Here is a 24,677-nt window from a genome sequence, read left to right as displayed (position 1 = left end):
CTCAGCGCCTGGTTTCGTAGCTGGCAAGGAGCACACCGCCTGGGAACGTCCGGGTCTCCAGCAAGCTCAGGTTCACCCAGTTGTCCAGGACTGTGAAAAACGGAGTGCCGCCGCCCACCAGGACCGGGTGGGTGACCATCACGTACTCGTCGATCAGCCCGGCCCGCATGGCCGCCGCGGCGAGTGTGGCACCACTGATATCCATGGAGCCGCCTTCCCCGGCCTTCAGCCGGCTTATCTCGGTGACCGCGTCGCCGGCGACCAGCCGCGTATTCCAGTCGACCGTGCTGATCGTCGAGGAGAAAACCACCTTCGGCATGTCCCGCCAGCGATGGGCGAACTCCACCTGCGCCGGCGTGGCCCCCGGCTGCTGGTCGGCAGTGGGCCAGTGGGAGCTCATGGTCTCCCACAGCTTGCGTCCGTACAGTGACAGGCCGGTCGCCGCCACCCGGTCGGACCACCATTGGAACAGCTCGTTACTCGGCGTACTCCAGCCGATGTCGTCACCGGGCGCGGCGATGTAGCCGTCCAGACTCACGTTCATGCCGAAGGCCAGTTTGCGCATGGCGCCAGTCTTCCGCGGGCCGCTATTGGTTGTACAGACCTCCCAGCGTCAGTTTGCGGGCCTGCCGCCCAGCCGCGTAGTCACCTTCGCGGCGGCGGCCACGCACGCCTCCCCCAGGCTCTCGAACTGCTCCTTGGACACCCTGAACCGGGGCGCAGGAATCAGGACGGCAGCCACCACGTCACCGCGATGGTCCCGGACGGGCGCAGCCACGCCCACCTCATCCATCGACGATTCGCCGTAGTTGCCCGCCCATCCCCGCTGCGCCACGTCCCGGAGCCTTGTTTCGTAAGCCGCCAGGCCGTCGTCGTCCAGTCCCGGAAAGGTGATGGTCCCGCTGCGCAGCAGCTCCCGCACCCGCTCGGCCGGCAGCGTGGACAGGAAGACTTGGACGGACGCGCTCATGGCATCCCGGTAGCGGGCTCCCAGCGGGGTGGTGTGCTTGATCTGGTGGTGGCTGGCGATCTGCTCGACACAGATGGCTTCGTCCCCGTTCCACAACATGAGCGCGCTGGTTTCCCCGGTCTGCTCGGTCAACTGCCGCAGCACCGGGTAGGCCACGCGGCGTTCCTCCATCTCCGCCAGCAGCGGCCCGGCGACGGCGATGAGCCCCAGGCCCAGCCGGAAGCGCTTGGTTTCCGGGTCCCGCTCCACCAGGTTTTCCTGCTCGAAAGTGGCCAGGATCCGGGAGACGCTGCTCTTGTGCATGCCCACGCGGTTGGCGATTTCGGTGACGCCCAGCAGCGGCTCGTCCGCGGTGAAGGTGCGCAGGACGGCGATGGCATTGACGACGACGGAGGCGCCTTTCGCGTCCTGCCCGCCGTTGGTGCCGGATCCGTTGCCGTTGCTGTCGGAGGTCTTTGCAGGAGTCATGGTGGACACCATCTTTCCCTATCGTTGGCGGCAGACGCCGAAAGCGGCGCCGTGGTCTGAAGTGCTCGATCCACGGCGCCGCTACGGCTGTTCAGTTGGTTATCCCTCGATGATGTTGTGCTCGGGGCCGAACGGGAACTTGGTGATGTTCTCCACCGAGTTGTCCTCGCCGATGACCAGGATGTCGTGCTCGCGGTAGCCGCCGGCGCCCGGGAGGCCGTCCGCAACCGTGATCATGGGCTCCATGGACACCACCATTCCGGGTTCCAGGACGGTGTCGATGTCCTCGCGGAGCTCCAGGCCTGCTTCGCGGCCGTAGTAGTGGCTGAGGACGCCGAAGGAGTGTCCGTAACCAAAGGTGCGGTTGGCCAGCAGTCCGTGGCTGATGTAGATCTCGTTGAGCTCGGCGGCGATGTCCTTGCAGACGGCGCCCGGCTTGATGAGTTCCAGGCCCCGCTTGTGGACCTCCACATTGATGTTCCACAGTTCCAGCGACCGCTCATCCGGCTGGCCCAGGAAGAGGGTGCGCTCCAGGGCGGTGTAGTAGCCGGAAGTCATGGGGAAGCAGTTCAGCGAGAGGATGTCCCCCTGCTGCAGCTTGCGGGTGGTGGCCCAGTTGTGGGCACCGTCGGTGTTGATGCCGGACTGGAACCACACCCAGGTGTCCCGGACCTCGCGGTGCGGGAACGTCCTGGCGATCTCGTGCACCATCGCCTCGGTGCCGATCAGGGCAACCTCGTACTCGCTGATGCCTTCGCGGATGGCGTTGCGGATGGCCTCGCCACCCAGGTCGCCGATGCGGGCACCGTGCTTGATGACCTCGATTTCCTCGGCGGACTTGATCATGCGCTGGCGCATGGCGTCCTGGGACACATCCAAAAGCTGGGCGCCGGGGAAGGCGGCGGAAATCTTCTCGCGGGTCAGGCCCGGGAGGAAGTCGTCCTCGACGCCGATCCGGCTGGCCTTCACGCCGCGCTGGCGCAGGGCCTCCTGCAGGCCAAAGTAGAAGTTGTCGCGGCGCCAGTCGGTGTAGACGATGTTTTCGCCGTAGGAGGTGCGCCACGGCATGCCGGCATCGATGTTGGCGGTAACGGTGACGGAGTCATCGGCGGTGACCACCAGCGCGTAGTTGCGGCCGAACGTGGTGTACAGGAAGTCGGAGTAGTACTTGATGCCGTGGTAGCTGGTCAGGATGACAGCGTCGAGTTCCTTGGCGGCCATGATCTTGCGCAGGCCGCCAAGGCGGCGCTCGAACTCCGCGTCGGAGAACGTCAGTTTGCCCTTGGAACCGATGTGCAGGACCTTGAGGCGCTCGAGTTCGGCAATGGAGGACGCGTTGTCAGCGGTGATAGTCACGAAGGTGTGCCTTTCTAATGGGTGCCGGCCGCGGTTGTGCAGCCGGTGTTGGTTTGCGTAATGAGGGTTGGTCTTGGTCGCCGGGTTGGCGTGGGGCCTCTTGGTCAGAGGTGCTTGAGGGGTTTCCGGGAAGTCTCGGCGGCGAACAGCACCGCCGTGAGGGACACGGCAGCGGCAGCGACGAGATACCAGCCGGGCGCCAGCTTGCTCTGCGTCATGCCGATCAGCAGGGTGGCCATGAACGGTGCGGTGCCGCCGAACAGGGCGTTGGAGAGGTTGAAGCTGACGGCGAAGCCGCTGTACCGGACCTTGGTGGGGAACAGTTCTGCCAGGAAGCTGGGCAGGGTTCCGTCATTCAGGGTGAGCATGCCGCCCAGCAGGATCTGGACCAGGACGATCACCAGGAAGTTGCCGGTGTCCAGCAGCATGAAGGCCGGCACGGTCAGCAGCATGAACAGCACGGACGCGTTGATCAGCATGCGCTTGCGGCCGAACCGGTCCGAGGCCAGGCCGGTCAGGAAGATAAAGCCGATGTAGCTGGCCAGGGCGATGGTGGTGGCCAGGAAGGACTCGGTAGGTCCGAAGCCCAGTTCCTCGGAGAGGTAGGTGGGCATGTAGCTGAGGATGACGTAGAAGCCGACGGCGTTGAGCAGCACCGCGCCGCAGGCGATGACGAGCTGCTTGCGGTAGGTCCGGAACATGTCCAGCGCTGGAGCCTTGGGGGCGGATTCTTCCTGGTCGGCCAGGGCGCGGAAGGCAGGGGTGTCCTCCAGCTTGGTGCGGATGTAGCGGCCGATCAGGCCCATGGGTGCGGCCAGGAGGAACGGCAGCCGCCAGCCCCAGTCGTGCAGCTGTTCGGTGCTGAGCACCGAGCTGAGGAGTGCCGCGATCAGTGAGCCAAGGAGCAGGCCGGCCGCAGTGCTGGCCGGAACGACGGCGGCGTAGAGGCCGCGGCGGTTGGCCGGTGCGTATTCCACCAGGAAGGCCGAGGCTCCGGCGTACTCCCCTGCGGCCGAAAAGCCCTGGACCACGCGGACCAGGAGCAGCAGGACCGGGGCCAGCAGTCCGATCGTGCCGTAGCCGGGAATGAGGGCGATGCAGAAGGTGGAGACGGACATGATGACGATGGAGAGGGACAACGCTTTGCGGCGGCCCAGCTTGTCGCCGATGTGGCCCCAGAAGAAGCCACCCAGGGGACGGACGAAGAAGGAAATGGCAAAGACTGCGAAGGTTGCCAGCAACGCGGTCTGCCGGTCCGCTTCGGGGAAGAACACCGAGGAAATGACCGCCGCCAGGTAGCCGTACACGGCGTAGTCGAACCATTCGACGAAGTTGCCGATAAAGCTCGCGGTTACCACCCGGCGTCGGACGTCCTTGCTGGCAACAGCACTGTCAGCACCATTGCCAGCCCGGGCGGGACCGTTGGCGTCAGCGGCAACGGCATCCATCCGGGGTGAGTTTTGTTGGGTACTCATGAAACCACCAATGAAAGTTGGAGTTGCATTGCTTGCAACGTGGTTGTTTCAAGATAGGCCGTGACGCGCGACACAGTCAATAGGTCCGGCAAGCATTATTTCTTCTGCCAACGGCGGTAAGAGCCAGGGTCGCGCACTTCAAGGCGTAACCCGGGGCGGATTGGCCGCTTGCGTTGGCAGCAACATCGTTGTAACAATCGCGAAACTGGGCAATTAATGCAGCAGTGGCCGCCAAGCGGAAGGGCTTGGCGGCCACTGAGGTGCAGGATGTAGGCGGGAGCTACCGGGCAGGGACTGGTTCGGCGGCGACTAGCGGGTGGTCCCGGTGCAGGTTTCCCAGGACGGAGGCGCCCTGCGGTGATCCCAACTCGGTAAAGAACTCCACGTTCGCCCTGACGTAGTCTGCCCACTCGTCCGGCACGTCGTCAGAGTAGTAGATGGCCTCTACCGGGCACACGGGATCACACGCACCGCAGTCCACGCACTCGGATGGGTGGATGTAGAGGGAGCGCTCGCCCTCATAAATGCAGTCCACCGGGCATTCCTGGATGCAGGCCTTGTCCTTCACATCCACGCAGGGCTGGGCGATCACGTATGTCATGGCTACTACACACCCGTGTAGACGGTTTTGCCCCAGGTGAAGAACTCCAGGGCGGACCTGCCCTGTTCGCGGAACGTGTTGGTGGAGGAGTCCTTCACGCCGCCGAACGGCACGTTCAGGTCCAGTCCGGCGGTGGGCCGGTTGACCTTGATGACCCCGGCCTGGGCCCGGGCGGAGAAGTCGGTGGCCAGTGCCAGCGAATCGGTGCAGATGCCGGCTGTGAGGCCGTAGCGGGAGTCGTTGATCGCGGCCAGGCCCGCCTCATAGTCGGGTACTTCCAGGACGGCCACCACGGGGCCGAAGATTTCCTCGGTCACGGCCGGGTCGTCAAAGGCAAGGTCGGTGAGCACGGCGGCGGGGAAGAACAGCGCTTCGGAGGAATCGCCGTCGTACTTTCCGTGCAGGAGGGTCGCGCCACGTTCGACGGCGCCACGCACCGCTGCCTGGTCCTGCTCGAACTGCTGCGGGCTCACCACCGCACCCATCGCCGATTCGAGACCGTCGCCCGGGGTGTACTTTGCAGCCTCAGCTACCAGCGCCTCCAAGAACGCGGGGCGGATGCCGGGGGTGACGTAGACGCGGGATGTGGCGGTGCAGGCCTGGCCGGTGAGGCCGAAAGCGCCGGCCGCCACCACCTGTGCTGCCTTGCGGGGATCGGCATCGTCCAGGACCAGGACGCCGTTCTTGCCTCCCATTTCCAGCTGCACCCGCGCGCGCCGGCCGTTGAGGATCTCCTGCAGGCCCAGGCCCACATTGGTGGACCCAGTAAAGGACATCCCGGCAATGCGCGGATCACGGGCCAGGGCGTCGCCCACCACACGGCCCTTGCCATGGACCACGTTGAACACGCCGGCCGGCAGTCCCGCGTCCTGCAGGGCGCGCGCCAAGTGCGTGGCGGACAGTGGGGTGAGCTCGGCGGGCTTGATCACCACGGCGTTGCCGCTGATCAGCGCCGGGGCCGTTTTCCAGGCCGGGATGGCGATGGGGAAGTTCCACGGGGTGATCAGGCCGACGACGCCCAACGGCTCGCGCCGCGTGGTGATGGTGGTGTCCGGCAGGCCGCTGGGCAGCACTTCGCCGGTGGCGGCCCAGCCGAGCGAGCCGAAGAAGCGCAGCACGTCGGAGGCACGCTTCACTTCGCCCTTGGCTTCGGCCAGGGTCTTGCCTTCCTCGCGGACCAGGTCCTCGGCAATCGCGGCTTGGCGTTCGATCAGCAGGTTCCCGGCGGCGAGGAGGATGGCGCCGCGGGAGGGGGCGGGCAGTGCCGCCCAACCTGGTTGCGCCGCTGCGGCGGCGGTGATGGCCGCGTCCACGTCCTGGGCGGTGCCGCTAGGCGACAGTGCCGCCAGCTCATCCGGCCGGGCGGGGTTCATCCGCCGGGTTTCTGCCTCGCCCAGCCACTGGCCGTTGATGAGGTGCTGGGCGGTCAAGTGCGAGTGGGTGGTGGTTTGGGGGTCCAGTGCGGTGGAGGTCATGGCGTTCCTTCGAAGATGGTGGGTGGGGCTAGAGGCTGCGGATGAGGCCGCCGTCGCACCGCAGTGCCACGCCGGTGATGTACGACGCCGGTGCGCTGCACAGGAAGGCGGCAGCGGCACCGAATTCGGCGGGTTCCCCATACCGCCGCGCAGGGATGGTTTTGCGGGATTCGAGCCGGATCTCCTCCAGCGTGGTGCCGCGGCGTTTGGCCGCTGCCTGGTCCAGTTCGGTAACCCGGTCCGTGGCGATCCTGCCGGGCAGGAGCAGGTTGACCGTGACTCCATCCAGCGCCACCTCGGCGGCCAGCGTCTTGAGGTAGGCGGCCAGCGCGGCGCGGCCGGTGTTGGAGATGGCCAGGTTGGGCAGGGGCGCCGCCACGCCGCTGGAACCGACGGCCAGGATCCTCCCCCACCGCCGCTCGCGCATCCCGGGAAGGGTCAGGGACACCAGCGCCTGGTGCGGCCTGACCAGGGTGTTGAATGCGGCAGCGATGTCCTCGGACCCGAGCGTGGCGGCCGCCCCGGGCTTGGGTCCGGGCCCGTTGAGGACCAGGATGTCGATCGGTCCCAGGCCGGATTCGGTCTGCGCTACTGCCGCTTCCACTCCCCCGGGAGCGGTGAGGTCCGCTTCAACGGCGATGGCCCCGAAACCGGGAAGGTCCCCGTACGCTGCCTGCAGCTCGCCCACGATCTCCTGGGCCCGGTCCCGCCGCCTGCCTACGATGGCAACTTTGGTGCCTTCCGCGGCGAGTGCCCGTGCCACGGCGAGCCCCAGTCCGCCGGTGGAGGCCGCCACCAGTGCAGTCCGTCCTGAGATAACGAGATCCATCAGTGGCTCCCGGCCGGAACGGGGGTGCGGGTCAGCTTGAGCGCCGTGGCGGCTTCGCGGAGGTGCGCGGACATGGCATGCCGCAGGTTTTCCGGGAATGCGGCCGCCGGGGCGCGGACGCCGGAGTCCTTGATCCAGCCGCGTTCGCGCAGGCATTCCTTGCGGATGGCCAAGGCCACCTTGGCCTGCTGCTCGAAGTTGATGAGCGGCAGGTAAGGCACCAGCTGGGCTGCGGCGGCTGCGTAGCCTTCGCGCTGCCAGACCCGGACGCACGCAATTAGCGCCTCCGGGTAGGAGAACCCGGTCATGGCTCCTGCGGCTCCGGCCAGGAGTTCGTCCAGCAGGCCTTGGCCGCCGAGGCCGCCGAAAACTGAAATGCCGGTGGCGGCGCTGAGTGTTGCGATGGCCACGCTGGTGGGCGGCGCCTCGGCCTTGATGGCGATGACGGCGGGGCTCGCCTTGACCACCGCAATCAGCGCATCGGTGGAGATGCTGACGCCGCTGGCCAGGGGGTAATCCTGCAGCACCACCTTGGCGCCTGTTGCCCGGTGGATGGCGTCCAGGTGGGCGGCCACCACGTCCGGTTTTGGTGAGTTGGCCTGCACCATGACCGCGGCGAGCCGGTTACCGGCTGCCTCCTGGGCTGCACAGATTTCCTCAATGGCTGGCCGGGTGGCCAGGGCGGTCACGCCCACCACCAGCGGCAGGCTGGTGCATTCGACGGCGATTTCCAGGACCTGCCGCCGCTCCTCCACTGTGAGGGAAGCAGCCTCGCCGAACACGCCCAGGACCGTGAGGCCGGTGGCACCGATGGTTTCGTAGCGCTCCACGAGGTCGGAGAGGCTGTCCAGGTCCACGTCCAGGGTGCTGCCCTGGAACGGGGTGGCGACGACGCCCCACACTCCCGGAGGCAGGGATTCGCGATTTTCAGGCGCGGCGGATTGCGGCATGAGTGGGTCCTTCTTTTGTTGGAACTGTTAGTGGGAAACGTGTGGTCAGCAGCCCGGCCACACCGGCGGACGTTTTTCCTGGAACGCGCGGACGCCTTCGGCGGAGTCCTCGCTGTCCAGGGCGGCCATGAGGGCCGGCAGCCGGAGGCCGCGCGCTTCGGCTGCCGTCAGGTGCGAAGTCCGGGCGGCCATCTGCTTGACCGCCCGGACGGAGGTGGGGGCGCACGCAAGGATCTGGTCCACCCAGCGCTGCACTGCGTCGTCGAGTTCGTCAGCAGGAACCACCTCGTTGACCAGGCCCATGGTCTGCATCTCGGCGGCACCGGCCTTCCGGCCGGTGAGCAGCATGCCCATCGCCTGGGTATAGGGGACGCGGCGCACCAGCTGGTGGATGCCGCCGTCGAGCGCCAACCGCCCAACCCGGGGCTCCGTCAGCCCGAATTTCGCGCTGTCCGCCGCCACAACGATGTCCGCCCCCAGGACGATCTCCATGCCCCCGCCCAGCGCGTAGCCGTTGACCTTGGCAATGACGGGGATGTCCAGGGTGGTGCGCAGGCTCAGGCCGCCGAAGCCGTTGGGGTCCAGGCCGGCCCAGTACTCCAGGCCGGTCTTGTCCACGGCTGAGGCGGACATGTCCGCGCCGACGCAGAAGGCACGGGGCCCGGCGCCGGTGATGACCACGGCCCGCACGGACGGGTCCTGTTCCAGCTGCTCCCAGATCTGGTTGAGCCGGGCCTGCGCGGTGCCATCGACGGCGTTGAGGACGTGCTGGCGGTCAATGGTGACAGTTGCTACGCCCTCGTTGATCGTCAGGGTGACCTCGTCGACGCGCTCTGCCACGGCCGTCACCGCAGGACCCCCAACTGCTGCAAACGGGCGATAGTGTCCGCGTCGAAGCCGTTTTCCAGCAGGACCTCCACATTGTGCTCGCCAAGGCGCGGTGCCACGCGGCGGACAACGGGCGGGGTGGCGGAGAGCCGGATGGGGGCGTTGAGCATCTTCACCGTGCCCACCTTGGGGTGCTCGGCCTCCACGATCATTCCGTTCGCCTCGGTCTGGGCATCGGCGAGCGCCTGTTCCAGAGTGTGGACGGGGGCGTTGAGCAGCCCCTGTTCCTCCAGCTTTCCGGTCCAGTACTCGGTGGTGTTGGTGGCGAAGTGCTCGCGGAAGATGGCCTGCAGGGCGGGCTTGTTCTTGAACTGCTGCTCCAGCGTGGCAAACCCGGGCCGTTCTGTCAGGTCCTCATCCAGTCCCAGGGCGTCGGAGATCCGGGCCAGCGGGTCGGGGGTGAAGCCGCCCACCATGCACACGGCACCGTCGGTGGTTTCGAAGACGCCGCTCAGCGGCATGGCGCCCCAGTTAACCTCGTAGCCGCGGTTGAGCTGCATGCAGGCCTCCTGCATTTGCAGGTGCAGCATGGAGTCGTACATGGTCACTTCCACCTTCTGCCCCGCGCCGGACGCCTGCCGGGTGCGCAGCGCCAGCAGGATGCCCTGCATCAGATGCATGCCGGTGATGTAGTCGCAGAGGGTGGTGGGGTAGATGGCCGGCTTCTGGTCATCGGATTCGCGGCGCCACATCACGCCGGAGTAGGCCTGGGCGATGGCATCCTGGCCGCCCTTGTGCGAGTACGGCCCCACCGGGCCGAAGCCGGTGCCGGAAGCCCAGATGATGCCCGGGTTCTTCACCTTCAGGTCCTCATAGCCGAAGCCCATCCGTTCCATCACGCCGGAACGGAAGTTGCTGACCACCACGTCGGCGTCAGCCAGGAGCCGGTGCAGCACCTCGCGGCCTTCGTCTGTCCTGGTGTCCACGGAGACGCTGCGCTTGTTGCGGTTGATGGACAGGAAGATCGGGTTGTCCTGGCCGTCCTGGTCGGGAAATGAGTTGCGGGAAATGTCGCCCGCGCCGGGCCGCTCCACCTTGATGATGTCCGCGCCGTAGTCGCCCAGAAGCTGGGTGCAGGAAGGCCCCATGAACACCTGGGTGAAGTCCACAATCCGGATGCCTTCCAGCGGAAGGGGCACCGGCGAGGCAGCCGCATTGGTGCCCGCCGCCGTCGTGCGTTCCTCCACCCGCTCTACCGTTGCCGCGCTCATGCCAGCACCGCGGCTTCAGCGTCCAGGGTGGCGTTCGACGACGGCACGTCGCCGGGGTCCGCGCCGTGCCGGCGCATGCCCTGCTGGATGTCCGCTGCCGCTACGTCCCGGACCAGCACGCCGGACTCGACGGCGAGCGCGGCGGCGACGCCGACGGCCTGGCCCATGGCCATGCAGGGCGGGATTTCGCGGGACATCTTTTGCGCCTCAGGGGTGGCGGAGTAGTGGCGGCCGGCCACCAGCAGCTGGTCGACTTCCTTGGGAAGCAGCGAGCGGTAGGGGTAGTAGTAGTCGCGGCCGCGGGCCACGCTGTCCTGGAAGTGGCGGCGGGAGGTGACGTCGTCCTTGGTCATGACGTACTCACCCTGGAGCAGGCGGGTTTGGCGGACACCCATCTGGGAGGCGACGTCCAGCATGTAGCACTTCTCGAAGCCGGGCAGGTTGGCGCGGACATAGTCCACGGCCTCGGAGATCTTGTCCCGGGCGGCGAATTCAGCGGCGGTCATGTCCGCGGGGTCCACGCCGTCGAAGCCGGTCATGTGCGGGGCGTTGCACCACACCACTCCGTCGATGGGGGTCTTGAGCCACCACAGCTCCCAGGCGCCGCCCAGGAGGCGCTTGATCTTGCGGTTGATGGCGCGGGCTTCCTTGGGGTTGGCCTGTTCGAAGGCTTCGGCGGCGGCGGTGTCCACGTTGCCCAGCCGGAAGACGAGGGTGGTGAGGTAGTTGTCCTTGGCGTAGCTGGCGCCGGCGCGGGAGGCGACGTCGATGTCGCCGGTGGTGTCGATGACCACGTCCGCCATGAAGGCCTGCGGGCCCAGCTTGGTTTCGCAAATGACGCCCTTGATCACGCCGTTGTCCACGATGGGGCGGGAGAACCAGGAGTGCAGCCGCAGGTCCACGCCAGCCTCGCGGACCAGGTCGTTGGAGGCGCGCTTCCAGCCGTCCGGATCGAAGGCCGCGGCGTAGCAGATGGGCTTGGGGTTGGTGTGGGAGTGGAAGTCGAAGGTGCCGTAGCGGCCCCACTTGTTCCACAGTTCCTCCGAGGTGCGGCGGTCCTCGGCGGGCGGGACGATGGCCAGGCCCAGTTTCTGCAGGCGTTCCACGTATTCGGACACGATGCCGGTGACGGTGATGTCCTGGCCGTTGATCATGTCGTCCAGCACCAGCACCATGCCGCCGGAGGCCAGGCCGCCCAGGGAGGAGTAGCGCTCCAGGAGGGTCACCTTGGCGCCGGAGCGGGCGGCGGTGACGGCGGCGGCCACGCCTGCGGGACCACCGCCAACCACCAGGACGTTTGACCGGGAGATCACCGGGGCGGTGAGGTCCGCCGTGGTGGTGGAGAGCTCCAGGGAACCGGTTTTGGGCGCGGTGAAGCTGGGTGTGTTGTTCATGGGGGAAGTCCTTACTTTCCGACGAAGATGCCGTTGGAGCGGCGTGCGGCGAGGTAGAAAACGATGCTGAGGATGGAGAGGACGGCTACGTAGACCGGGAAGACCCAGGTGAGGTTCAGGGACTGCAGCCAGACAAGGAGGTAGGAGGCGGTGCCGCCGAAAATGGCCACACCGATGCCGTAGCCCAGGGCCACGCCGGTGCCGCGGATGTTCTTGGGCATCAGGGAGGAGCTGACCACGTTGTAGAGGGTCATGTTCAGGACCAGGACAATCGAGCCGCCCAGCAGGACCGCCGCGAACCCGCCGATGCCCGGCTGGACGTACAGGAGCATCAGGAACACGGAGGGGATGGCCAGGATGCGGGTCACCAGGAACCAGCGGGACATGGACCGGCCGTCGGCCAGTTTGCCGATGATCCAGCTTCCCACCACCAGGATGACGCCCAGGATGGTGGTGAGGGCAAAGACTGCGGTGGGGTCTTCCTTGAAGCCGCTGCGGGCTGCGCTGGGCAGGCCCACGTTCCAGGCGTAGTTGTAGGCCTGGGCGGCGCCCACCACGAAGACGATGGCCAGGACGGAGAGCCAGTGCTTGCCCACGCCGGACCATACGGTTTTGGCCGTGTTGGTGGCGCGCTCTTCTTCCTTGAGGGTTTCCGGCAGCGAGCGGCGCAGGTAGAGCACCACGAAGCCGAAGACTGCCCCGATGATGAACGGAACGCGCCAGCCCCACTCCCCCATGGCTGCACCGCCGATTGCCAGGCTGCAGACGAAGCTGACCAGGGAGGCGAGCAGGATGCCGATGTTGACGTAGAAGGACATGATGCCGGCCACGTAGCCTTCGCGGCCTTCGGGCGCCAGTTCGACGGCGTGGGAGGTGGAGAGCGGGGCTTCGATGCCGGTGGAAATGCCCTGCAGGATGCGGCAGGCCACCAGGATGATGCCGGACCAGGCTCCGATGGTGGCGTAGCTGGGGGTGATGGCGATGACCAGGGTAGTGCCGGCCATAAGCATGATGGACAGCAGCATCACGCGTCGGCGGCCGATGCGGTCTGCCAAGGTGCCCAGCAGGATGCCGCCCAGGGGACGGAAGGCGAATCCGACGGCAAACACGGCCAGCGCGTTCAGGGTGGCGGAGAGGGGCTCGGTGTTGGGGAAGAAGTTGGGGCCGATGAAGGCGGACAGGAGGCCGAAGACCATCCAGTCGTACCATTCGAGGGCGTTGCCCAGCCCCAGGCCCAGGAGGCCCTTGCGGACTTCGGGGGTGAATTTGTCGCGGTTGCGGGGGGATGGAGTGGTGGAGCGGGATGACGGTACAGCGTTGTCCGTCGCTTGGATGTCGAGCATGGGAGTGTCCTTACGCTGGCGCCGGGGAGGGCGCAGGAGGGTATGACGCAGCGGCGCCTGTTGGAGGAGGCGCATGATGCGAAGGTGGCAAGGATTGTCCGGGGCCACGGATTGGGTCCGGACAGTTAAGGGGAAACGCAGGCGCCGGCGGGGACCGGCAGGCCTACCACTTGTGTGGTGCGTTTACCCAGATGGCTACGCATACCTCTTCGTAGCTGTTCTTGTACCAGTGCGGGGTCTCTGCCGGATAGGTGATGGAATCGCCCTCTTCCAGGCTGTAGCAGACGCCGTCCAAGTAGACGTCCTTCCGGCCCGAAATGATGTAGCAGAACTCTTCCCCGCTGTGGGTGAAGGGTGTTGCGCTGGTGTCGTGCCCTGGGGGCGTCATGATCCATTGCGCTTCGATGGTGCCGTCACGGTCCGGGGTAAGCAGTTCGTGAACTGCCTCCCCCACGGATTCGCGGGTGACGTTTTTCAGGTTCCGCCGTGCGGATCTGCGGACGACGGGAGACTTGGTTTGATCCTGGCCAATGAAGAACCTTCCCACGGGGATGTCCAGTCCATGGGCCAGCTGGGCGAGGGTTGTGAAGGACGGGTTGGCCATTCCGCGTTCGATCTGGCTGACGATCGCCTGGCTGAGTCCGGTGACGTCCGAGAGCTTGGCCAGGGTCATGCCCTTTTCCTTGCGCATGGCCCGCACTTTGTTGCCAACCGTGGCCAGCAGTTCGCTGGTGGCCGGCGCCGCGGTGGTGCTACTCTCGGTGGTCATCGGTTGTCTTTCATCGGGTGAGCTGACTCACACAACTATAGTGAAGATTTTTACTAAAACAACCCCTTTTCCTAATTATCCTGAAGATTCTGCTGAGACGCGTTAAAAGCGGGCCGAAAGACACGAGCGGAACCGCTTCCCCTGCCCCATACTTGCGCCATGGACGAGACTGCGGCCAGGGAGCGCACTGGGCGAAGACCGGACCGGGTCCTGCTCGCATTGGTGGGCGTGGTGGTGCTGCTGGTGGTGGTGGCCCTGGCCGTGGTGTTCACCCGCGGCGAGCCGGCACCGCTGGACGAGGCAAGCCCGGCCGGCGTGGTCCAGCGGTACAGCAGGGCAGTGATCGACGGCGACACGGCCACCGCCCAGTCCTACCTCACCGAGGGTGCCAAGAGCCGGTGCCGGGGTGCCTACGTCAGCGAGCCGGCACCGGCCCGCGTCGTCTTGGTTTCGACGACGGAACGCACCAATTCAGCCACGGTGAGGGTTTCGATTGTCCGGTCGTCCCAGGGCGGACCCTTCGGCCCGTCGGAGTATGAGACTGAGGACGCCTTCTCACTCCTCAAGGTGAACGGGAAATGGCTGATCGACCAGCCGCCGTACCCACTGGTGGACTGCACCGTTGCGCCGGTGAAGCAATGACGGCGCCGGCAGCACCAACGGTCCCCACGCCAACAGGCAGCCTGGCAACCCTCCGCCGGCTGATCCTCTACGTCCTGCTGTTCGCGCTGGTGGTCATCGCCGCGTCAGGTGTAAGCGGGCTGCTGGAGCGCCTTTTCCGTACGGCAACCACCCTGGTCTCCGGCGACGTGACCGGGCTGGCCCTGTCCCTGGCCTTCACCCTGATCGGCGGCCCACTGGCACTGCTGCTCTGGTGGTTCGTATGGCGCCGGCTCGACGACGAAGCCGAGCGCAGGGCGCCCGGCTGGGGCCTTTACCTGACCGGCATGTACGCCGTCTCGCTTATCATTGCCAGCACGTCGCTGCTGGATCTTGCCACGTCCTTCATTGGCACCCAGGAGAGCCAGTGGCCGTCCCCGCTTGCCACCGGGGTCGTCTGGGCGGCCATTTGGTGGTGGCACCGGTGGATGTGGAAGCACCCCGGCAAAGCGTCGCGCCACCTCGAGGACGTGCGCGCCGTCGTCGGCTCCGTCTTTGGGCTGCTGCTGGGCACCGGTGCCGCGATCGCTGCGCTCAGCGCACTGCTGGACGTCGCGATCCGCGGTTTCACGGCAACCGCCGCCTTTGAGCCCTGGTGGGTTGACGTCCTCCGGTCCCTGGTCTGGGCAGCTGGCGGCGCGCTGGTGTGGTGGTGGCATTGGTTCCGGGAGGGCGGCCGGCGCTTCCAGACCGGCCTGGTGGACGTCGCCATCATTGGCGTGGGCATCTTCCTGGCCGGCATCACCGCCCTTGGCGGGCTGGGCGTCATCCTGTTCGTCCTCCTGCGGCTGGCGTTCGACCGCAGCGATCCCTTGGACAACCTGCTTGAACCACTCGCTCCTGCCATCGCCGCCGCGACCATCGGGGCGCTGGTGTGGCGCTACCACCGCAGCACGTCCGTGGACCGTTCCACCAGGACCCGGCGGGCCAGCCTCCTGGTGACGTCGGCAGTGGCGCTTGCCGCTGCGGCGTCGGGTGTTGGCGTTGTGGTCAACGCACTGCTGGCTGCAGCCGTATCGCCCTTGGCGGGCAGGGCTACACGGACCCTTCTTTTGGGCGGCATCAGTTCCCTGGCGGTGGGTGCGCCGGTGTGGTGGCTGGCGTGGAAGCCCCGGCACCAGCCGCGGAGCGCGGATGAGATTCCGCCAGGCCGGCGCGTGTACCTGGTGGCATTTTTTGGCGTGAGCGCGGTGGTGGCACTCATTACGCTGCTGGTGATTGGCTACCGGCTCTTCGAATTCCTGCTGGGCGAGGTCAGCGGCGGCAGCGTCCTGGACCGCATCCGCGCACCGCTGGGCCTCCTGGTGGCCGCCGGGCTTGTGGCGGGCTACCACTTTGCGTTGTGGCGTCATGACCGGACACTGCTTGCCGCGGCGGCCCCCGTACACCAGAGGGTGATCGAGCGGGTCACCCTGGTCAGCGGCTACCGCCCTGATGCCGTGGACCCGGAGGCCCTGGCGCGCGGCATCGCTGACGCCACCGGGGCGAAGGTGACCACCTGGCTGAGGGCGGACGACGGCGGCGCCGGACTTCCGCCGTCGTCCGATCTTTCGCCTGTGGCTGGGGACGTCATCCGGCAGGTTGCGGCGGCGCTGGAAGCCACTGCCGGGCAGCAGGTCCTGGTAATCGCGGGGCCGGGAACCCGGTTGGAGGTTGTCCCGCTGATACCTCCCGGCGCTGCGGTTCCTGCCGGTCCGGCACCCGGCCGGGTCCTACGGCCCTAGCTGCCTTGGGGAGCCGGAGCCTAGCGTTGGTGCAGGCAAAGGAGGCCGGCGATGGCTGCTCGTGGAGCCGCGAAGCGTGGCGGTGCTGCCGCAGGAAGAAGCAGCAGGCGCCGGCTCGGCTGCATGACAGCCGTCCTGCTGGTTTTGGCCGGATGTTCCTCCGGCGGCGGCGCTCCAACCGCCAGTCCTTCCGGCAGCCAGGCTCCTGCACCTGAGACGTCCTCGCCGCCGTCCGGAACAGCGTCGGCGGCACCGTCCAAAGTGTTCTCGGATGCGGAACTCGCAGCCATCATCAACGGAGTGGGAAAGAGCCGGAACCTCCCATTTCCCGCAGCCCAGGATTCCACCCGACTGCGCAGCGGCGCGGTAAGCGGGTCGTTTCCTTCAACGACGCTGGAGTCGACGCCCAGCGACTGCATAGCGTTCGTTCCCCAAGACCCCTTCAAACGGTGGGCAGACAAGGACATCAACTTCGCGGAAGGTGCCATGCCCCCGGTGGGCGGTCAGTCCGGGCCAACCACCACCATCATGGCGGTCCTGAGGAGTGCTGAAAAGCAGGCCATCACCAAGGCGGACTTTGGCTATGCCGGTGAGCTGATGTCCCGCTGCGGCCAGTTCGACATGACCTACACCGAATCCGGCCGCACCTCCACCTACGGTATCCAGCTGCTCACTGCTCCCCCGCTTGGGGAAAAGCAGCACGCCTTCATGCAGGTGACCAAGCCGAAGGGTCCCGGGGACTTCGGCTCCGTGGGATTGCGCGTCCTTCAGGGCACCCTGTCCATCACACTCAACCTCGCAGTCGCAAACCTCAACGCGGAGGCCGACGCCAAGCCTGCACTGGACGCCATGGCAGTCCTTGCCAGGGAGCTCATTGACCAGGCCGCAAAAGGCTCCACGTCCGCGCCTCCGCCGGCGCCAAACTCAATGACGCCTGACCAGATGGTGGCGCTGTTCAAGGGCATGACCGGTCCCGGCGGGGAACCGGTGAGCCTGCCGCAGGCGGCACTGATCGGCCCGCCTCCCGGCGCGTCAGCTCCGCCATCCGATTCCCCCTGCACCTTTGATGATGAGTCCTACACCGCTGCCCTGGCCGGCTCCGTCTATGGCCAGGGCCAGATCCAGGGCGCCAGCAAAGTGGACTACACCGACTTCACCGTAATCAACATGCCCTCATCCTTGGCTCCGCCTTATCCGTTCGACTCCCGAGCGGAGCATCTCCGGGGCTGCACGAGCGTCCAGGAGAAGTCCTTCGGAGGCAGCAGCCGGCCCTGGTCCCCTGTCGCCGCGCTCACCACTGCCATCACCGCCGACTCAACCTACTCTGTCGCTTATCAGCTCTCCGACGGAACCGGCGAATGGCACATCCGGTGCGGAGCGCGCAGGGGGACGCTGTCGATTGAGGCAAGCAGCCGGACTGCGTCCCAATCCGAGACACAGGCGAAGGCCGACGCCCTCGTCTCCTTCTTCAACGCGGTTTTCTCCCGTGCGGGAAAGTGAGCCGGCCCGGGCTTTTGGCCGGGGAATTTGCGTCATTCCTCAAGATTTGCGCAGTTTATCCTGCTGCTGGATTAACCCTCTTCCCTTGGAATTCAACGCTGCCTAGGGTTGGCACACACGCTTTGCCAAGGGGGACAAATGAAAAGCACAGTTGAGAGTCTTACAGACGCCGCGAACCAGGACGCGCAGGTCACCGCGCCGGAATCACTGGATGTACAGCACAAAGTGGCGGATTGGACGTCCGACTGCCTGCTCACCATGCGCAGCCCCATCCGCTTCACCCGCGCCGACTGGCCGTAAATCCCGCGGCACCTCAAAGGAGCCGGTCCGCGACAGCGTCGTCACTCGGCCGGCTCAATCAACTCCGGCCCGTCGTTCCGCACACTGTTTACCCTCGTGGAGACTACCCGTGGGGTCAGAACGGGCTCGGGAAGAGTGTCCAGGAGGTGCTGGATATCGTTCTTATCCGTCAGGTCCGGGTCCAGCCACTCAGCGAAGCGGTCGCGGGGAATGATCACCGGGGACCTGTCGTGGACGTGGCCCAAGGAGTCCTGGGCGGTGGTGGTTAGGACAGTGCAGCTCAGGAGCCACCGGCCCGGGTCATCCTCCGGCACTGAAGGATCGGCCCACCACTCGTACAGGCCGGCAAAGCCGAGCATCGGTTCCTTCTCGGAGTACAGGTAGTTGGGGATCTTCTTGCCGTCTTCCGTCTTTTGCCACTCGTAGTAGCCGTCGGCAGGAAGAATTGCGCGTCTTTTCACAGCTGCCTTACGGAATGCCGGCTTCTCCAGGATGCTCTCGCTGCGGGCATTGATCAGCTTGTTGCCGATCTTGATGTCCTTGGCCCAGGACGGGACCAGGCCCCAGTGGGCCACCAGCAGGTGCCGTTCGATGCTGCCCTCGTCCAGCCGTTCGGCCACGATCGGCACCGGCTCGGTGGGGGCCACGTTCCAGCTGGGTGGGGGCAGGCTGCCTTCAACCTCTTTTGCGTCAAAGTGGCTCAGGAGGTCCCCGCTGGCCTTGGACATGACGTATCTGCCGCACATGTGGTTATTCTCCCCACTCCAGATTGCCCGGTAAGTAACGGGACGGGCCACCTGGACCACCGGTATGACTCCGTGGAGCCATGCGCCCAACACGGCCAGCGCACTGGCCCAGGTCGTTACCCGCCGTTTCAGGCCCGCCCGGCTTTTGAAGCCGTTGCTACAGACGGAAAAATCAGCTGGAGGCTTCCCGCTCGATTTCCTCGGCCAGGTCATCCACTTCTTCCGGCCGGGCTTTGATCCCGGCCTCTTCGAAACGCTCCTCCAGGACGTGGCTTACATCGTCCTGCACATGGCCCAGCTGAATGTCGTGGCGGACATCCTCCGCGATGTCTTCGGGTGTGGCATCGGGATCCGTTCCCGCCACCAGCTCATCATTGCCATCAAAGGGGTCGTTGGCGCCGCCGTCTCCGGTATCAGTCATACTCCATCGTTACCCTTCTCCGTCCGGCAGTAAACGGGAGGTAGGAGCCAAAGGGGAACGGACGACGGCGGGCCGGGACCGCCGTCGTCCGTTCACCTGAAGTGTCAGGCAGCTTCGGCAAGGAGACCGTCGATCCGGGCCAGCAGGGATGGCCAGCCGTTGCCCATGCCCTCGATGGCGTGCCGGCCCATGGGGGTGTCGAGCTGGAAGCCGGCGTGCTCGAAGTGGAGGATGGTGCCGCCGTCCACGGGTTCAAGGCGCCAGGTGATGGTGGTGTCCAGTTGGCCCTGCGAGAACAGGAAGCTGATGGACGTGCCCGGGTCCACGGTGAGCACCTCGCACTGCTGCTGGCCCCAGGCGTCCATGTCCATGCTGAAGCGGTGGCCCACCACGGGCGCGATGTCGCCCGGCGCCCACCAGCGGGCCAGCAGTTCAGGGGTGGTCAGGGCGGCCCAGACAGCGGCAACGGGGTGTGGGTAGCGGCGTTCCAGCCGGATGGCGTTCTCGGTCATGACGGTTTCTCCTCGTCCAGAAGGTCGGCCAGGGCATCCAGCCGCTGGTTCCAGTAGTGCTCGAAGTGCTTTACCCAGCCGCCGATCTCGGCGAGCCGGGCAGGCTGCAGGTGATACACCCTGTTCCTGCCCCGCCGCTCCTCCCGGACCAGCCCCGCCTCACGGAGCACGGCAAGGTGCTCGGACGCTGCCGGGCGGCTAAGGTCCAGCAGGCCGGTGAGGTCACCGGCTGTCCGCGGGCCCTGCCGCAGCTCGTCCAGGATGACGCGCCGTGCCGGGTTGGACACTGCGGCAAAGACATCGGGAAGCACAGGAATAGAATACGTCGGAAATCTCCGACATAACAACAGCAGGCTCGGTGACGGCGGTTGGAGGTTCATCCAGTAGTCTCACTTTTGGCCCATGTGGGCCGTAACTCGGCTGGACTTATTGGGGGGGCATATCCATGGTGGGAATCGGCAGTAGATCAAAGACGGCACCAAGGCGCGCGGCCTGGCCGCAGGCCGCGGTAAGTGTCGTGCTGCTGACTGGACTGGCGGGATGCACGTACTCCGATCACCCGACAGAGCCGGCGGCGGCCATCCAGTCCACCCCCGCCCCCACCGCGTCTTCGGCCGCGAAGCCCGCGCTGAGCGGGGAAACCATGCGGGACTCGTTTGGCAACGTGGACTTCTACACCACGACAGCGGGCGACACGCTCGCAGCAGTGGCGAAGGCCTACAAGCTCTCCGAGGCGAAGGTGGCCGGGTTCAACGGGCTCCAGCCCGGAACGCCCCTCGCTCCGGGCACCAAGCTCCGACTGATTCCGGATGGTCCCGGGCCGGGCGCCATGGGCGTGGCCACGGTGGACGCTAACGGCATTCCAATGGATTACACAGTGGAACCCGACGACAGCCTGGCCGGCATCACCTACCGGTTCAACCTGACCGAGGAGCAGTTGGCGGAAGCCAATAAGGTTCCTTTCGCCTACGAAAAGGGGAACGTCTTCTTCATCCAGGCCGGAAGAGCCATCCCCCTGCAAAAAAACGCGGTGGACAGCCGCTCGGGGGCCGGAGCGGAGGTCAAGAACTCGTTCGGCCAAACCGTCTACTACACCACGGTGGACGGCGATTCGTTCGACAGCCTTGGCTACAAATACCGGTCCACCACCGCACAGATCCTGCTGTACAACCCATCCTTGGCGGCGGACCAGCCCATTCCTGCCGGCACGAAGGTTCGCCTAATTCCGGGCGAGTTGAAGATCGAGGGTGCCCAGGGAACCTTCACCACCGATGCCAACGGCATTCCGCTGACCTACACCACGGCCCCCGGGGACACGGAGCGGCAAGTTTCGTTCCGCTTCGGCGTAACCGACCTGCGCGCAGCCAACCGCCCCAGCAAGGGAACAGGCGGGGCATGGTACGAATTCACCGACCTGCCGCCCGGGGAACTGGCATCCGGCCAGACCATTAGCCTGGCACTCGACAAGCCCATCAATAATCCCGAACGCTAACGTCAACACTCAGTGACCCGCCCCCATTCACTGGGGGCAGAAACCTGTGGTGTCCTACTCTTGAGTAACCCCCAGAGAGGACCTCACTTTGGCTTGTAACGGCTGCACCGCATCTTCCCGGCTGGACTTCGATTTCAGCATGGCCTTCCAGCCGATTTACGACGCAGAGGCACGCCGCGTCTGGGGCTATGAGGCCCTGGTCAGGGGAATGTCCGGCGAGGGTGCGTACGAGGTCCTGGGAAGAGTGCTGCCGGAGCAAAGATACCGTTTTGACCAGGACTGCCGGGTGAAGGCCATCGAACTGGCGTCCCGGTTGTTCCCGGCGGATGAAGAGCTGATGCTGTCCATCAACTTCATGCCCAACGCAGTCTATGAGCCGGCAGCCTGCCTCCGCGCCACCCTCCTGGCCGCGACGCGCTGCGGCTTCCCGACATCGTCAATCATGTTCGAGTTCACGGAGAACGAAGAAGTGGTTGATACCGGCCATCTCACCAATATCATCACCGAGTACCGCAAGCACGGCTTCACCACGGCCATCGACGACTTCGGCGCCGGCCATGCCGGGCTGGGACTTTTGGTGGACTTCCAGCCCGACCTGATGAAAATCGACATGAAGCTGATCCGGGGCATCGACACCAGCCCGGCCCGGCAGGCAGTGGTGGCCGGCATTGGGGGTATCGCCAGGGAACTTGGCATCAAGGTCCTGGCGGAGGGCATCGAGACGGAGGAGGAGTTCCGGGTGCTCAAGGCCGCCGGGATCCGCCTGTTCCAGGGCTACTGGTTTGCCAAACCCGAGTTCGAGGCCCTGCCGGAGATTCGAGGCTTCGTTACGGCCGCGTAGATCCCCGCCGGCCCAGCCTGTATCCCGCCCAGAACGCGAGCACCAGCAGCCCCGCCACCACCAAGGCCAGGCCGAACTGGGTGCCCCGCGTGATGAAAGCGGCACCCGGCACGCTGAACGGCTGATTGCTCAGCGGCGCATACGCGAACCAGCCCACGAAGTCCCGGTTCAGGTAAGCGATCAGCCCGCCGGCAAGCACCGCCACCAGTCCACAGATGGGCAGGACGACGGCAGAAACTTTTCCCCGACGCGACGGTCGGTTTTCATCAGGTGCGTTGTTTTCCCCCATGCCCGCGAGTCTAGCGGGGAGCACCGCCAGTCCACCCAAGAGGGTGGACACCCCTTCCGCTACTCCAAAAACATCAGTCACTCCTATTGCTGAGAAACCGCTTTCTCGATAGGGTCCTTGTCAACGCCCTCCAGTGATCGGCGTCATAGTGGACCGCGGACCGGGGGCGCAGTTCATTCCAATGACGGAAGAGAGAACATGCGAAATCGCCATGCCCACCTGCCTTTATCCGCAGCTCTGGCAGTAGCCGGCGCCCTCATGATTCCAAGCCAGGCCGGGGCAGCTCCAAACCCTGCCGCCGACCCCACTGCCCAGACCGTCCGGACACCGCTGGAACGCCAGATCCTCGCCCCGGGTGACGGCTGGGCCTCCGAAGGGGCAGGAACCACGGGCGGGTCAACAGCATCAGCTGCCCATGTCTACGACGTTCACAACAAGGCCGAAATGCTGGCGGCTTTCGCGGAAGCCGGCACACAGCCGAAGATCATCCGCGTCCATGGAACAATCAACGCGAACACGGCACCGGATGGTGCACTCCTGACCTGCCAGGACTACGCCCAGGGCACTGGGTACAGCCTGGAGCAGTACCTCCAGGACTTCGATCCCGCTACTTACGGCCGCAGCCAGGAGCCGGCCGGCCCGCAGGAGGATGCCCGCCGCCTGGCTGCAGCCAAGCAGGCAAAGACCATCCGCTGGGACATCCCCAGCAACACCACCGTCGTCGGAGCGACCCCGGACAGCAGCATCACGGGTGCGGCCATGCGCATCAACGGCGCTACCAACGTGATCGTCCGGAACCTCACCTTGAGCGATTCGGCCGACTGCTTCCCCGCTTGGGATCCGACTGACGGTGCCGAAGGCAACTGGAACAGCGAATACGACCTGCTGCAGGTCATCAACAAGGCAACCCACGTCTGGATCGACCACTCCGCTTTCACGGACGCCCCCAATCTGGACAGCTCGCAGCCGCTCTACTTCGGCCGGCCCTACCAGGTGCACGACGGGGCAGTGGATGTAACCAACGGCTCCGACCTGGTGACCATGTCCTACAACCGGTTCTCTGACCACGACAAACTGCTGCTGATCGGTTCCACCGACTCCGCCACCCGCGGCGACCCCGGCAAGCTCCGCGTCACCATCCACCACAATGTCTTCGAGAACGTGGGCCAGCGCGCCCCGCGGGTACGGTTCGGCCAAGTGGACGTGTACAACAACCACTACAAGGTGGCGGCGGACAGCGCCATCCCCTATGAGTACAGCCTGGGCGCCGGCTTCAGCTCCCACCTGTACGCGGAAGCCAACGCTTTCACGCTGCCGGACGGGATTACCGCCGCCGACATCATTGGCCGCTACAAGGGAACCCAGATCACCACCATCGGCAATGCCGTCAACGGCAAGATCACGGACATCCGCGCCGAGTACAACGCCGCTGCTGCCCCGGCCGACCAGTTGGCTGAGGACACCTCCTGGACGCCCGCTTACCGCACCCAGGTCCACCCGGCCCAGGCCGTACCGGCCCTGCTGAAGGACTCCACGGGCCCCACTTTCACTGCTGGAGGGGATTCCTAACAGCGGACTGCAGTGTGGTGCAGGCGGAAACGGCAGCGTAACTGCACGGAAGGCCCGGTTTCACTGCGGAGCCGGACCTTTCCCCCGTCAGCCATCCCTAGCCCGAGGCACAGGACGGGTCTAGGCTGGGCGGATGTTGACCATCGGAACGATCGTCCTCGGCGTCAACGACGTCGCCGCCGCCACCAAGTTCTGGCATGACGCGCTGGGCTATATCCCCCGGGAACCCGGTGACGAAACGTGGGTAACCCTGGTGCCGTCGTCGGGCCCTGGCGCGGAACTGTCGCTCATGCTCAGCGAAACTCCCGTCCAGCATCACCCGCGGATCCACCTGGACCTGTATGCGGACGACCAGTCCGCAGAGGTGGAGCGGCTGGTATCGCTTGGCGCCCAGCGCGTGGATTGGGACTTGTACCCGGACGATCCCGACTTCGTGGTCCTGGAGGATCCGGACGGCAACCGGTTCTGCGTGATCGACAAGAGCCCGCGCTAGCGACGCTCGGGAACAAGCCCGCCGCCCAGCCCGTTGGCATCCGTACAACCGTCATCTTCCGAGGGGCGGCAGCGACGGAAGGGAAATCATGGTCAGGGCTATCTGGAACGGAAAAGTCATCGCCGAATCCGCGGACACCGTAGTGGTGGAGGGGAACCATTATTTCCCGCGCGACGCCGTCAATCCCGCCTATCTGCGGGACAGCAGCAAGAACACGTTCTGCCCGTGGAAGGGCACGGCCAGCTACCACACGCTGGACGTGGACGGTGAGGTGAACGAGGCCGCGGCCTGGTACTACCCCGAGCCAAAGCCGCGCGCCAAGAACATTGAGGACCGGATCGCTTTCTGGCGCGGCGTTACCATCGAGGATTAGCGAACAGAAGAAGCGGACGACGGCGGGC

The 24,677-nt window shown here is 65.9% G+C and carries 27 protein-coding genes; 9 read left to right on the top strand and 18 right to left on the bottom strand.

Annotation, left to right across the window (positions count from 1 at the left end; genetic code table 11):
- Window position 1: 1 nt before the first annotated feature.
- The 13 genes from FBY30_RS08885 to FBY30_RS08825 all read right to left on the bottom strand — a co-directional run bounded on the left by FBY30_RS08885 (window position 2) and on the right by FBY30_RS08825 (window position 13,729).
- Window positions 2–565 (bottom strand): dihydrofolate reductase family protein, encoded by a 564-nt coding sequence (locus tag FBY30_RS08885; protein WP_142132545.1) that lies wholly within the window; start codon window positions 563–565, stop codon window positions 2–4.
- Window positions 566–613: 48 nt separating this feature from the next.
- Window positions 614–1,450, bottom strand: coding sequence for an IclR family transcriptional regulator (locus tag FBY30_RS08880; RefSeq protein WP_142132544.1), 837 nt, complete (start codon window positions 1,448–1,450; stop codon window positions 614–616).
- A gap of 87 nt (window positions 1,451–1,537) precedes the next feature.
- Entirely contained in the window at window positions 1,538–2,794 is a 1,257-nt protein-coding gene (locus FBY30_RS08875) for an aminopeptidase P family protein (protein ID WP_142132543.1), read from the bottom strand.
- A gap of 104 nt (window positions 2,795–2,898) precedes the next feature.
- Window positions 2,899–4,269 carry an MFS transporter gene (locus tag FBY30_RS08870; RefSeq protein ID WP_142132542.1) on the bottom strand — a complete coding sequence of 457 codons (1,371 nt, stop codon included), beginning with the start codon at window positions 4,267–4,269 and terminating at the stop codon, window positions 2,899–2,901.
- Window positions 4,270–4,549: 280 nt separating this feature from the next.
- Window positions 4,550–4,870, bottom strand: coding sequence for a ferredoxin (fdxA, locus tag FBY30_RS08865; protein ID WP_142132541.1), 321 nt, complete (start codon window positions 4,868–4,870; stop codon window positions 4,550–4,552).
- 5 nt (window positions 4,871–4,875) lie between these two features.
- Window positions 4,876–6,345 (bottom strand): aldehyde dehydrogenase family protein, encoded by a 1,470-nt coding sequence (locus FBY30_RS08860; RefSeq protein WP_142132540.1) that lies wholly within the window; start codon window positions 6,343–6,345, stop codon window positions 4,876–4,878.
- 28 nt (window positions 6,346–6,373) lie between these two features.
- A complete protein-coding gene (locus tag FBY30_RS08855) occupies window positions 6,374–7,174 on the bottom strand; it encodes an SDR family oxidoreductase (RefSeq protein WP_142132539.1) in 801 nt (266 codons plus the stop codon).
- Window positions 7,174–8,124: a dihydrodipicolinate synthase family protein gene (locus tag FBY30_RS08850; RefSeq protein ID WP_142132538.1), complete on the bottom strand. Its 951-nt coding sequence runs from the start codon at window positions 8,122–8,124 to the stop codon at window positions 7,174–7,176. Before FBY30_RS08850 ends, FBY30_RS08855 begins: the two co-directional genes overlap by 1 nt.
- A 45-nt stretch (window positions 8,125–8,169) precedes the next feature.
- The gene (locus FBY30_RS08845; protein WP_142132537.1) at window positions 8,170–8,973 is read right to left on the bottom strand and encodes an enoyl-CoA hydratase-related protein; all 804 of its coding nucleotides are present in this window, start codon (window positions 8,971–8,973) and stop codon (window positions 8,170–8,172) included.
- Window positions 8,970–10,223, bottom strand: coding sequence for a CaiB/BaiF CoA transferase family protein (locus FBY30_RS08840; protein ID WP_142132536.1), 1,254 nt, complete (start codon window positions 10,221–10,223; stop codon window positions 8,970–8,972). The genes FBY30_RS08845 and FBY30_RS08840 overlap by 4 nt, the downstream gene beginning before the upstream one ends.
- Entirely contained in the window at window positions 10,220–11,617 is a 1,398-nt protein-coding gene (locus FBY30_RS08835; RefSeq protein ID WP_142132535.1) for an FAD-dependent oxidoreductase, read from the bottom strand. The genes FBY30_RS08840 and FBY30_RS08835 overlap by 4 nt, the downstream gene beginning before the upstream one ends.
- A gap of 11 nt (window positions 11,618–11,628) precedes the next feature.
- Complete coding sequence (locus tag FBY30_RS08830) at window positions 11,629–12,960, bottom strand: MFS transporter (RefSeq protein WP_142132534.1); 1,332 nt, start codon at window positions 12,958–12,960, stop codon at window positions 11,629–11,631.
- A 163-nt stretch (window positions 12,961–13,123) separates the two neighbouring features.
- A complete protein-coding gene (locus tag FBY30_RS08825; protein WP_142132533.1) occupies window positions 13,124–13,729 on the bottom strand; it encodes a helix-turn-helix domain-containing protein in 606 nt (201 codons plus the stop codon).
- A gap of 159 nt (window positions 13,730–13,888) precedes the next feature.
- Between FBY30_RS08825 and FBY30_RS08820 the strand changes: the two genes are divergently transcribed.
- From FBY30_RS08820 to FBY30_RS20620, 4 genes are all read left to right on the top strand, one after another.
- Window positions 13,889–14,371: a hypothetical protein gene (locus FBY30_RS08820; protein WP_142132532.1), complete on the top strand. Its 483-nt coding sequence runs from the start codon at window positions 13,889–13,891 to the stop codon at window positions 14,369–14,371.
- A complete protein-coding gene (locus FBY30_RS08815; RefSeq protein ID WP_142135057.1) occupies window positions 14,368–16,113 on the top strand; it encodes a DUF5671 domain-containing protein in 1,746 nt (581 codons plus the stop codon). The genes FBY30_RS08820 and FBY30_RS08815 overlap by 4 nt, the downstream gene beginning before the upstream one ends.
- Window positions 16,114–16,164: 51 nt before the next feature.
- Window positions 16,165–17,613 carry a hypothetical protein gene (locus tag FBY30_RS08810; protein ID WP_235009383.1) on the top strand — a complete coding sequence of 483 codons (1,449 nt, stop codon included), beginning with the start codon at window positions 16,165–16,167 and terminating at the stop codon, window positions 17,611–17,613.
- A gap of 138 nt (window positions 17,614–17,751) precedes the next feature.
- Window positions 17,752–17,913 carry a hypothetical protein gene (locus FBY30_RS20620; RefSeq protein WP_160141454.1) on the top strand — a complete coding sequence of 54 codons (162 nt, stop codon included), beginning with the start codon at window positions 17,752–17,754 and terminating at the stop codon, window positions 17,911–17,913.
- Window positions 17,914–17,954: 41 nt separating this feature from the next.
- On the opposite strand, the gene FBY30_RS08805 is transcribed toward FBY30_RS20620, so the two are convergent.
- The 4 genes from FBY30_RS08805 to FBY30_RS08790 all read right to left on the bottom strand — a co-directional run bounded on the left by FBY30_RS08805 (window position 17,955) and on the right by FBY30_RS08790 (window position 19,903).
- On the bottom strand, window positions 17,955–18,659 hold the full coding sequence (locus tag FBY30_RS08805) for an SOS response-associated peptidase (RefSeq protein ID WP_142132531.1): 705 nt from the start codon (window positions 18,657–18,659) through the stop codon (window positions 17,955–17,957).
- Window positions 18,660–18,831: 172 nt separating this feature from the next.
- Window positions 18,832–19,080 (bottom strand): hypothetical protein, encoded by a 249-nt coding sequence (locus FBY30_RS08800; protein WP_142132530.1) that lies wholly within the window; start codon window positions 19,078–19,080, stop codon window positions 18,832–18,834.
- A gap of 104 nt (window positions 19,081–19,184) precedes the next feature.
- A complete protein-coding gene (locus FBY30_RS08795; RefSeq protein ID WP_142132529.1) occupies window positions 19,185–19,592 on the bottom strand; it encodes an SRPBCC family protein in 408 nt (135 codons plus the stop codon).
- A complete protein-coding gene (locus tag FBY30_RS08790) occupies window positions 19,589–19,903 on the bottom strand; it encodes an ArsR/SmtB family transcription factor (protein ID WP_142132528.1) in 315 nt (104 codons plus the stop codon). The genes FBY30_RS08795 and FBY30_RS08790 overlap by 4 nt, the downstream gene beginning before the upstream one ends.
- A gap of 206 nt (window positions 19,904–20,109) precedes the next feature.
- Between FBY30_RS08790 and FBY30_RS08785 the strand changes: the two genes are divergently transcribed.
- Window positions 20,110–21,084 (top strand): muramidase family protein, encoded by a 975-nt coding sequence (locus tag FBY30_RS08785; protein ID WP_160141453.1) that lies wholly within the window; start codon window positions 20,110–20,112, stop codon window positions 21,082–21,084.
- A 139-nt stretch (window positions 21,085–21,223) separates the two neighbouring features.
- A complete protein-coding gene (locus FBY30_RS08780; RefSeq protein WP_142132526.1) occupies window positions 21,224–21,925 on the top strand; it encodes an EAL domain-containing protein in 702 nt (233 codons plus the stop codon).
- On the opposite strand, the gene FBY30_RS08775 is transcribed toward FBY30_RS08780, so the two are convergent.
- On the bottom strand, window positions 21,912–22,214 hold the full coding sequence (locus FBY30_RS08775; RefSeq protein ID WP_142132525.1) for a hypothetical protein: 303 nt from the start codon (window positions 22,212–22,214) through the stop codon (window positions 21,912–21,914). The genes FBY30_RS08780 and FBY30_RS08775 overlap by 14 nt on opposite strands.
- A gap of 198 nt (window positions 22,215–22,412) precedes the next feature.
- On the opposite strand from FBY30_RS08775, the gene FBY30_RS08770 reads away from it, so the two are divergent.
- The 3 genes from FBY30_RS08770 (at window position 22,413) to FBY30_RS08760 (ending at window position 24,649) form a co-directional block, all read left to right on the top strand.
- Window positions 22,413–23,783 (top strand): pectate lyase family protein, encoded by a 1,371-nt coding sequence (locus FBY30_RS08770; RefSeq protein ID WP_142132524.1) that lies wholly within the window; start codon window positions 22,413–22,415, stop codon window positions 23,781–23,783.
- 133 nt (window positions 23,784–23,916) lie between these two features.
- Window positions 23,917–24,276: a VOC family protein gene (locus tag FBY30_RS08765; protein WP_142132523.1), complete on the top strand. Its 360-nt coding sequence runs from the start codon at window positions 23,917–23,919 to the stop codon at window positions 24,274–24,276.
- A gap of 88 nt (window positions 24,277–24,364) precedes the next feature.
- Complete coding sequence (locus FBY30_RS08760; protein ID WP_142132522.1) at window positions 24,365–24,649, top strand: DUF427 domain-containing protein; 285 nt, start codon at window positions 24,365–24,367, stop codon at window positions 24,647–24,649.
- Window positions 24,650–24,677: the final 28 nt, after the last annotated feature.

This window comes from Arthrobacter sp. SLBN-83 (assembly GCF_006715285.1).
Classification (GTDB): domain Bacteria; phylum Actinomycetota; class Actinomycetes; order Actinomycetales; family Micrococcaceae; genus Arthrobacter.
Note: the sequence above shows the minus strand (reverse complement) of the source record. Positions and strands in the feature narration are given on the sequence as shown.

Bases quoted from the DNA above. Each gene is read 5' to 3' on its own strand.
- FBY30_RS08885 (WP_142132545.1), bottom strand. From the start codon at position 565: ATGCGCAAACTGGCCTTCGGCATGAACGTGAGTCTGGACGGCTACATC.
- FBY30_RS08880 (WP_142132544.1), bottom strand. From the start codon at position 1,450: ATGGTGTCCACCATGACTCCTGCAAAGACCTCCGACAGCAACGGCAAC.
- FBY30_RS08870 (WP_142132542.1), bottom strand. From the start codon at position 4,269: ATGAGTACCCAACAAAACTCACCCCGGATGGATGCCGTTGCCGCTGAC.
- fdxA (WP_142132541.1), bottom strand. From the start codon at position 4,870: ATGACATACGTGATCGCCCAGCCCTGCGTGGATGTGAAGGACAAGGCC.
- FBY30_RS08860 (WP_142132540.1), bottom strand. From the start codon at position 6,345: ATGACCTCCACCGCACTGGACCCCCAAACCACCACCCACTCGCACTTG.
- FBY30_RS08855 (WP_142132539.1), bottom strand. From the start codon at position 7,174: ATGGATCTCGTTATCTCAGGACGGACTGCACTGGTGGCGGCCTCCACC.
- FBY30_RS08850 (WP_142132538.1), bottom strand. From the start codon at position 8,124: ATGCCGCAATCCGCCGCGCCTGAAAATCGCGAATCCCTGCCTCCGGGA.
- FBY30_RS08840 (WP_142132536.1), bottom strand. From the start codon at position 10,223: ATGAGCGCGGCAACGGTAGAGCGGGTGGAGGAACGCACGACGGCGGCG.
- FBY30_RS08835 (WP_142132535.1), bottom strand. From the start codon at position 11,617: ATGAACAACACACCCAGCTTCACCGCGCCCAAAACCGGTTCCCTGGAG.
- FBY30_RS08830 (WP_142132534.1), bottom strand. From the start codon at position 12,960: ATGCTCGACATCCAAGCGACGGACAACGCTGTACCGTCATCCCGCTCC.
- FBY30_RS08825 (WP_142132533.1), bottom strand. From the start codon at position 13,729: ATGACCACCGAGAGTAGCACCACCGCGGCGCCGGCCACCAGCGAACTG.
- FBY30_RS08820 (WP_142132532.1), top strand. From the start codon at position 13,889: ATGGACGAGACTGCGGCCAGGGAGCGCACTGGGCGAAGACCGGACCGG.
- FBY30_RS08815 (WP_142135057.1), top strand. From the start codon at position 14,368: ATGACGGCGCCGGCAGCACCAACGGTCCCCACGCCAACAGGCAGCCTG.
- FBY30_RS08810 (WP_235009383.1), top strand. From the start codon at position 16,165: ATGGCTGCTCGTGGAGCCGCGAAGCGTGGCGGTGCTGCCGCAGGAAGA.
- FBY30_RS20620 (WP_160141454.1), top strand. From the start codon at position 17,752: ATGAAAAGCACAGTTGAGAGTCTTACAGACGCCGCGAACCAGGACGCG.
- FBY30_RS08805 (WP_142132531.1), bottom strand. From the start codon at position 18,659: ATGTGCGGCAGATACGTCATGTCCAAGGCCAGCGGGGACCTCCTGAGC.
- FBY30_RS08800 (WP_142132530.1), bottom strand. From the start codon at position 19,080: ATGACTGATACCGGAGACGGCGGCGCCAACGACCCCTTTGATGGCAAT.
- FBY30_RS08795 (WP_142132529.1), bottom strand. From the start codon at position 19,592: ATGACCGAGAACGCCATCCGGCTGGAACGCCGCTACCCACACCCCGTT.
- FBY30_RS08780 (WP_142132526.1), top strand. From the start codon at position 21,224: ATGGCCTTCCAGCCGATTTACGACGCAGAGGCACGCCGCGTCTGGGGC.
- FBY30_RS08775 (WP_142132525.1), bottom strand. From the start codon at position 22,214: ATGGGGGAAAACAACGCACCTGATGAAAACCGACCGTCGCGTCGGGGA.
- FBY30_RS08770 (WP_142132524.1), top strand. From the start codon at position 22,413: ATGCGAAATCGCCATGCCCACCTGCCTTTATCCGCAGCTCTGGCAGTA.
- FBY30_RS08765 (WP_142132523.1), top strand. From the start codon at position 23,917: ATGTTGACCATCGGAACGATCGTCCTCGGCGTCAACGACGTCGCCGCC.
- FBY30_RS08760 (WP_142132522.1), top strand. From the start codon at position 24,365: ATGGTCAGGGCTATCTGGAACGGAAAAGTCATCGCCGAATCCGCGGAC.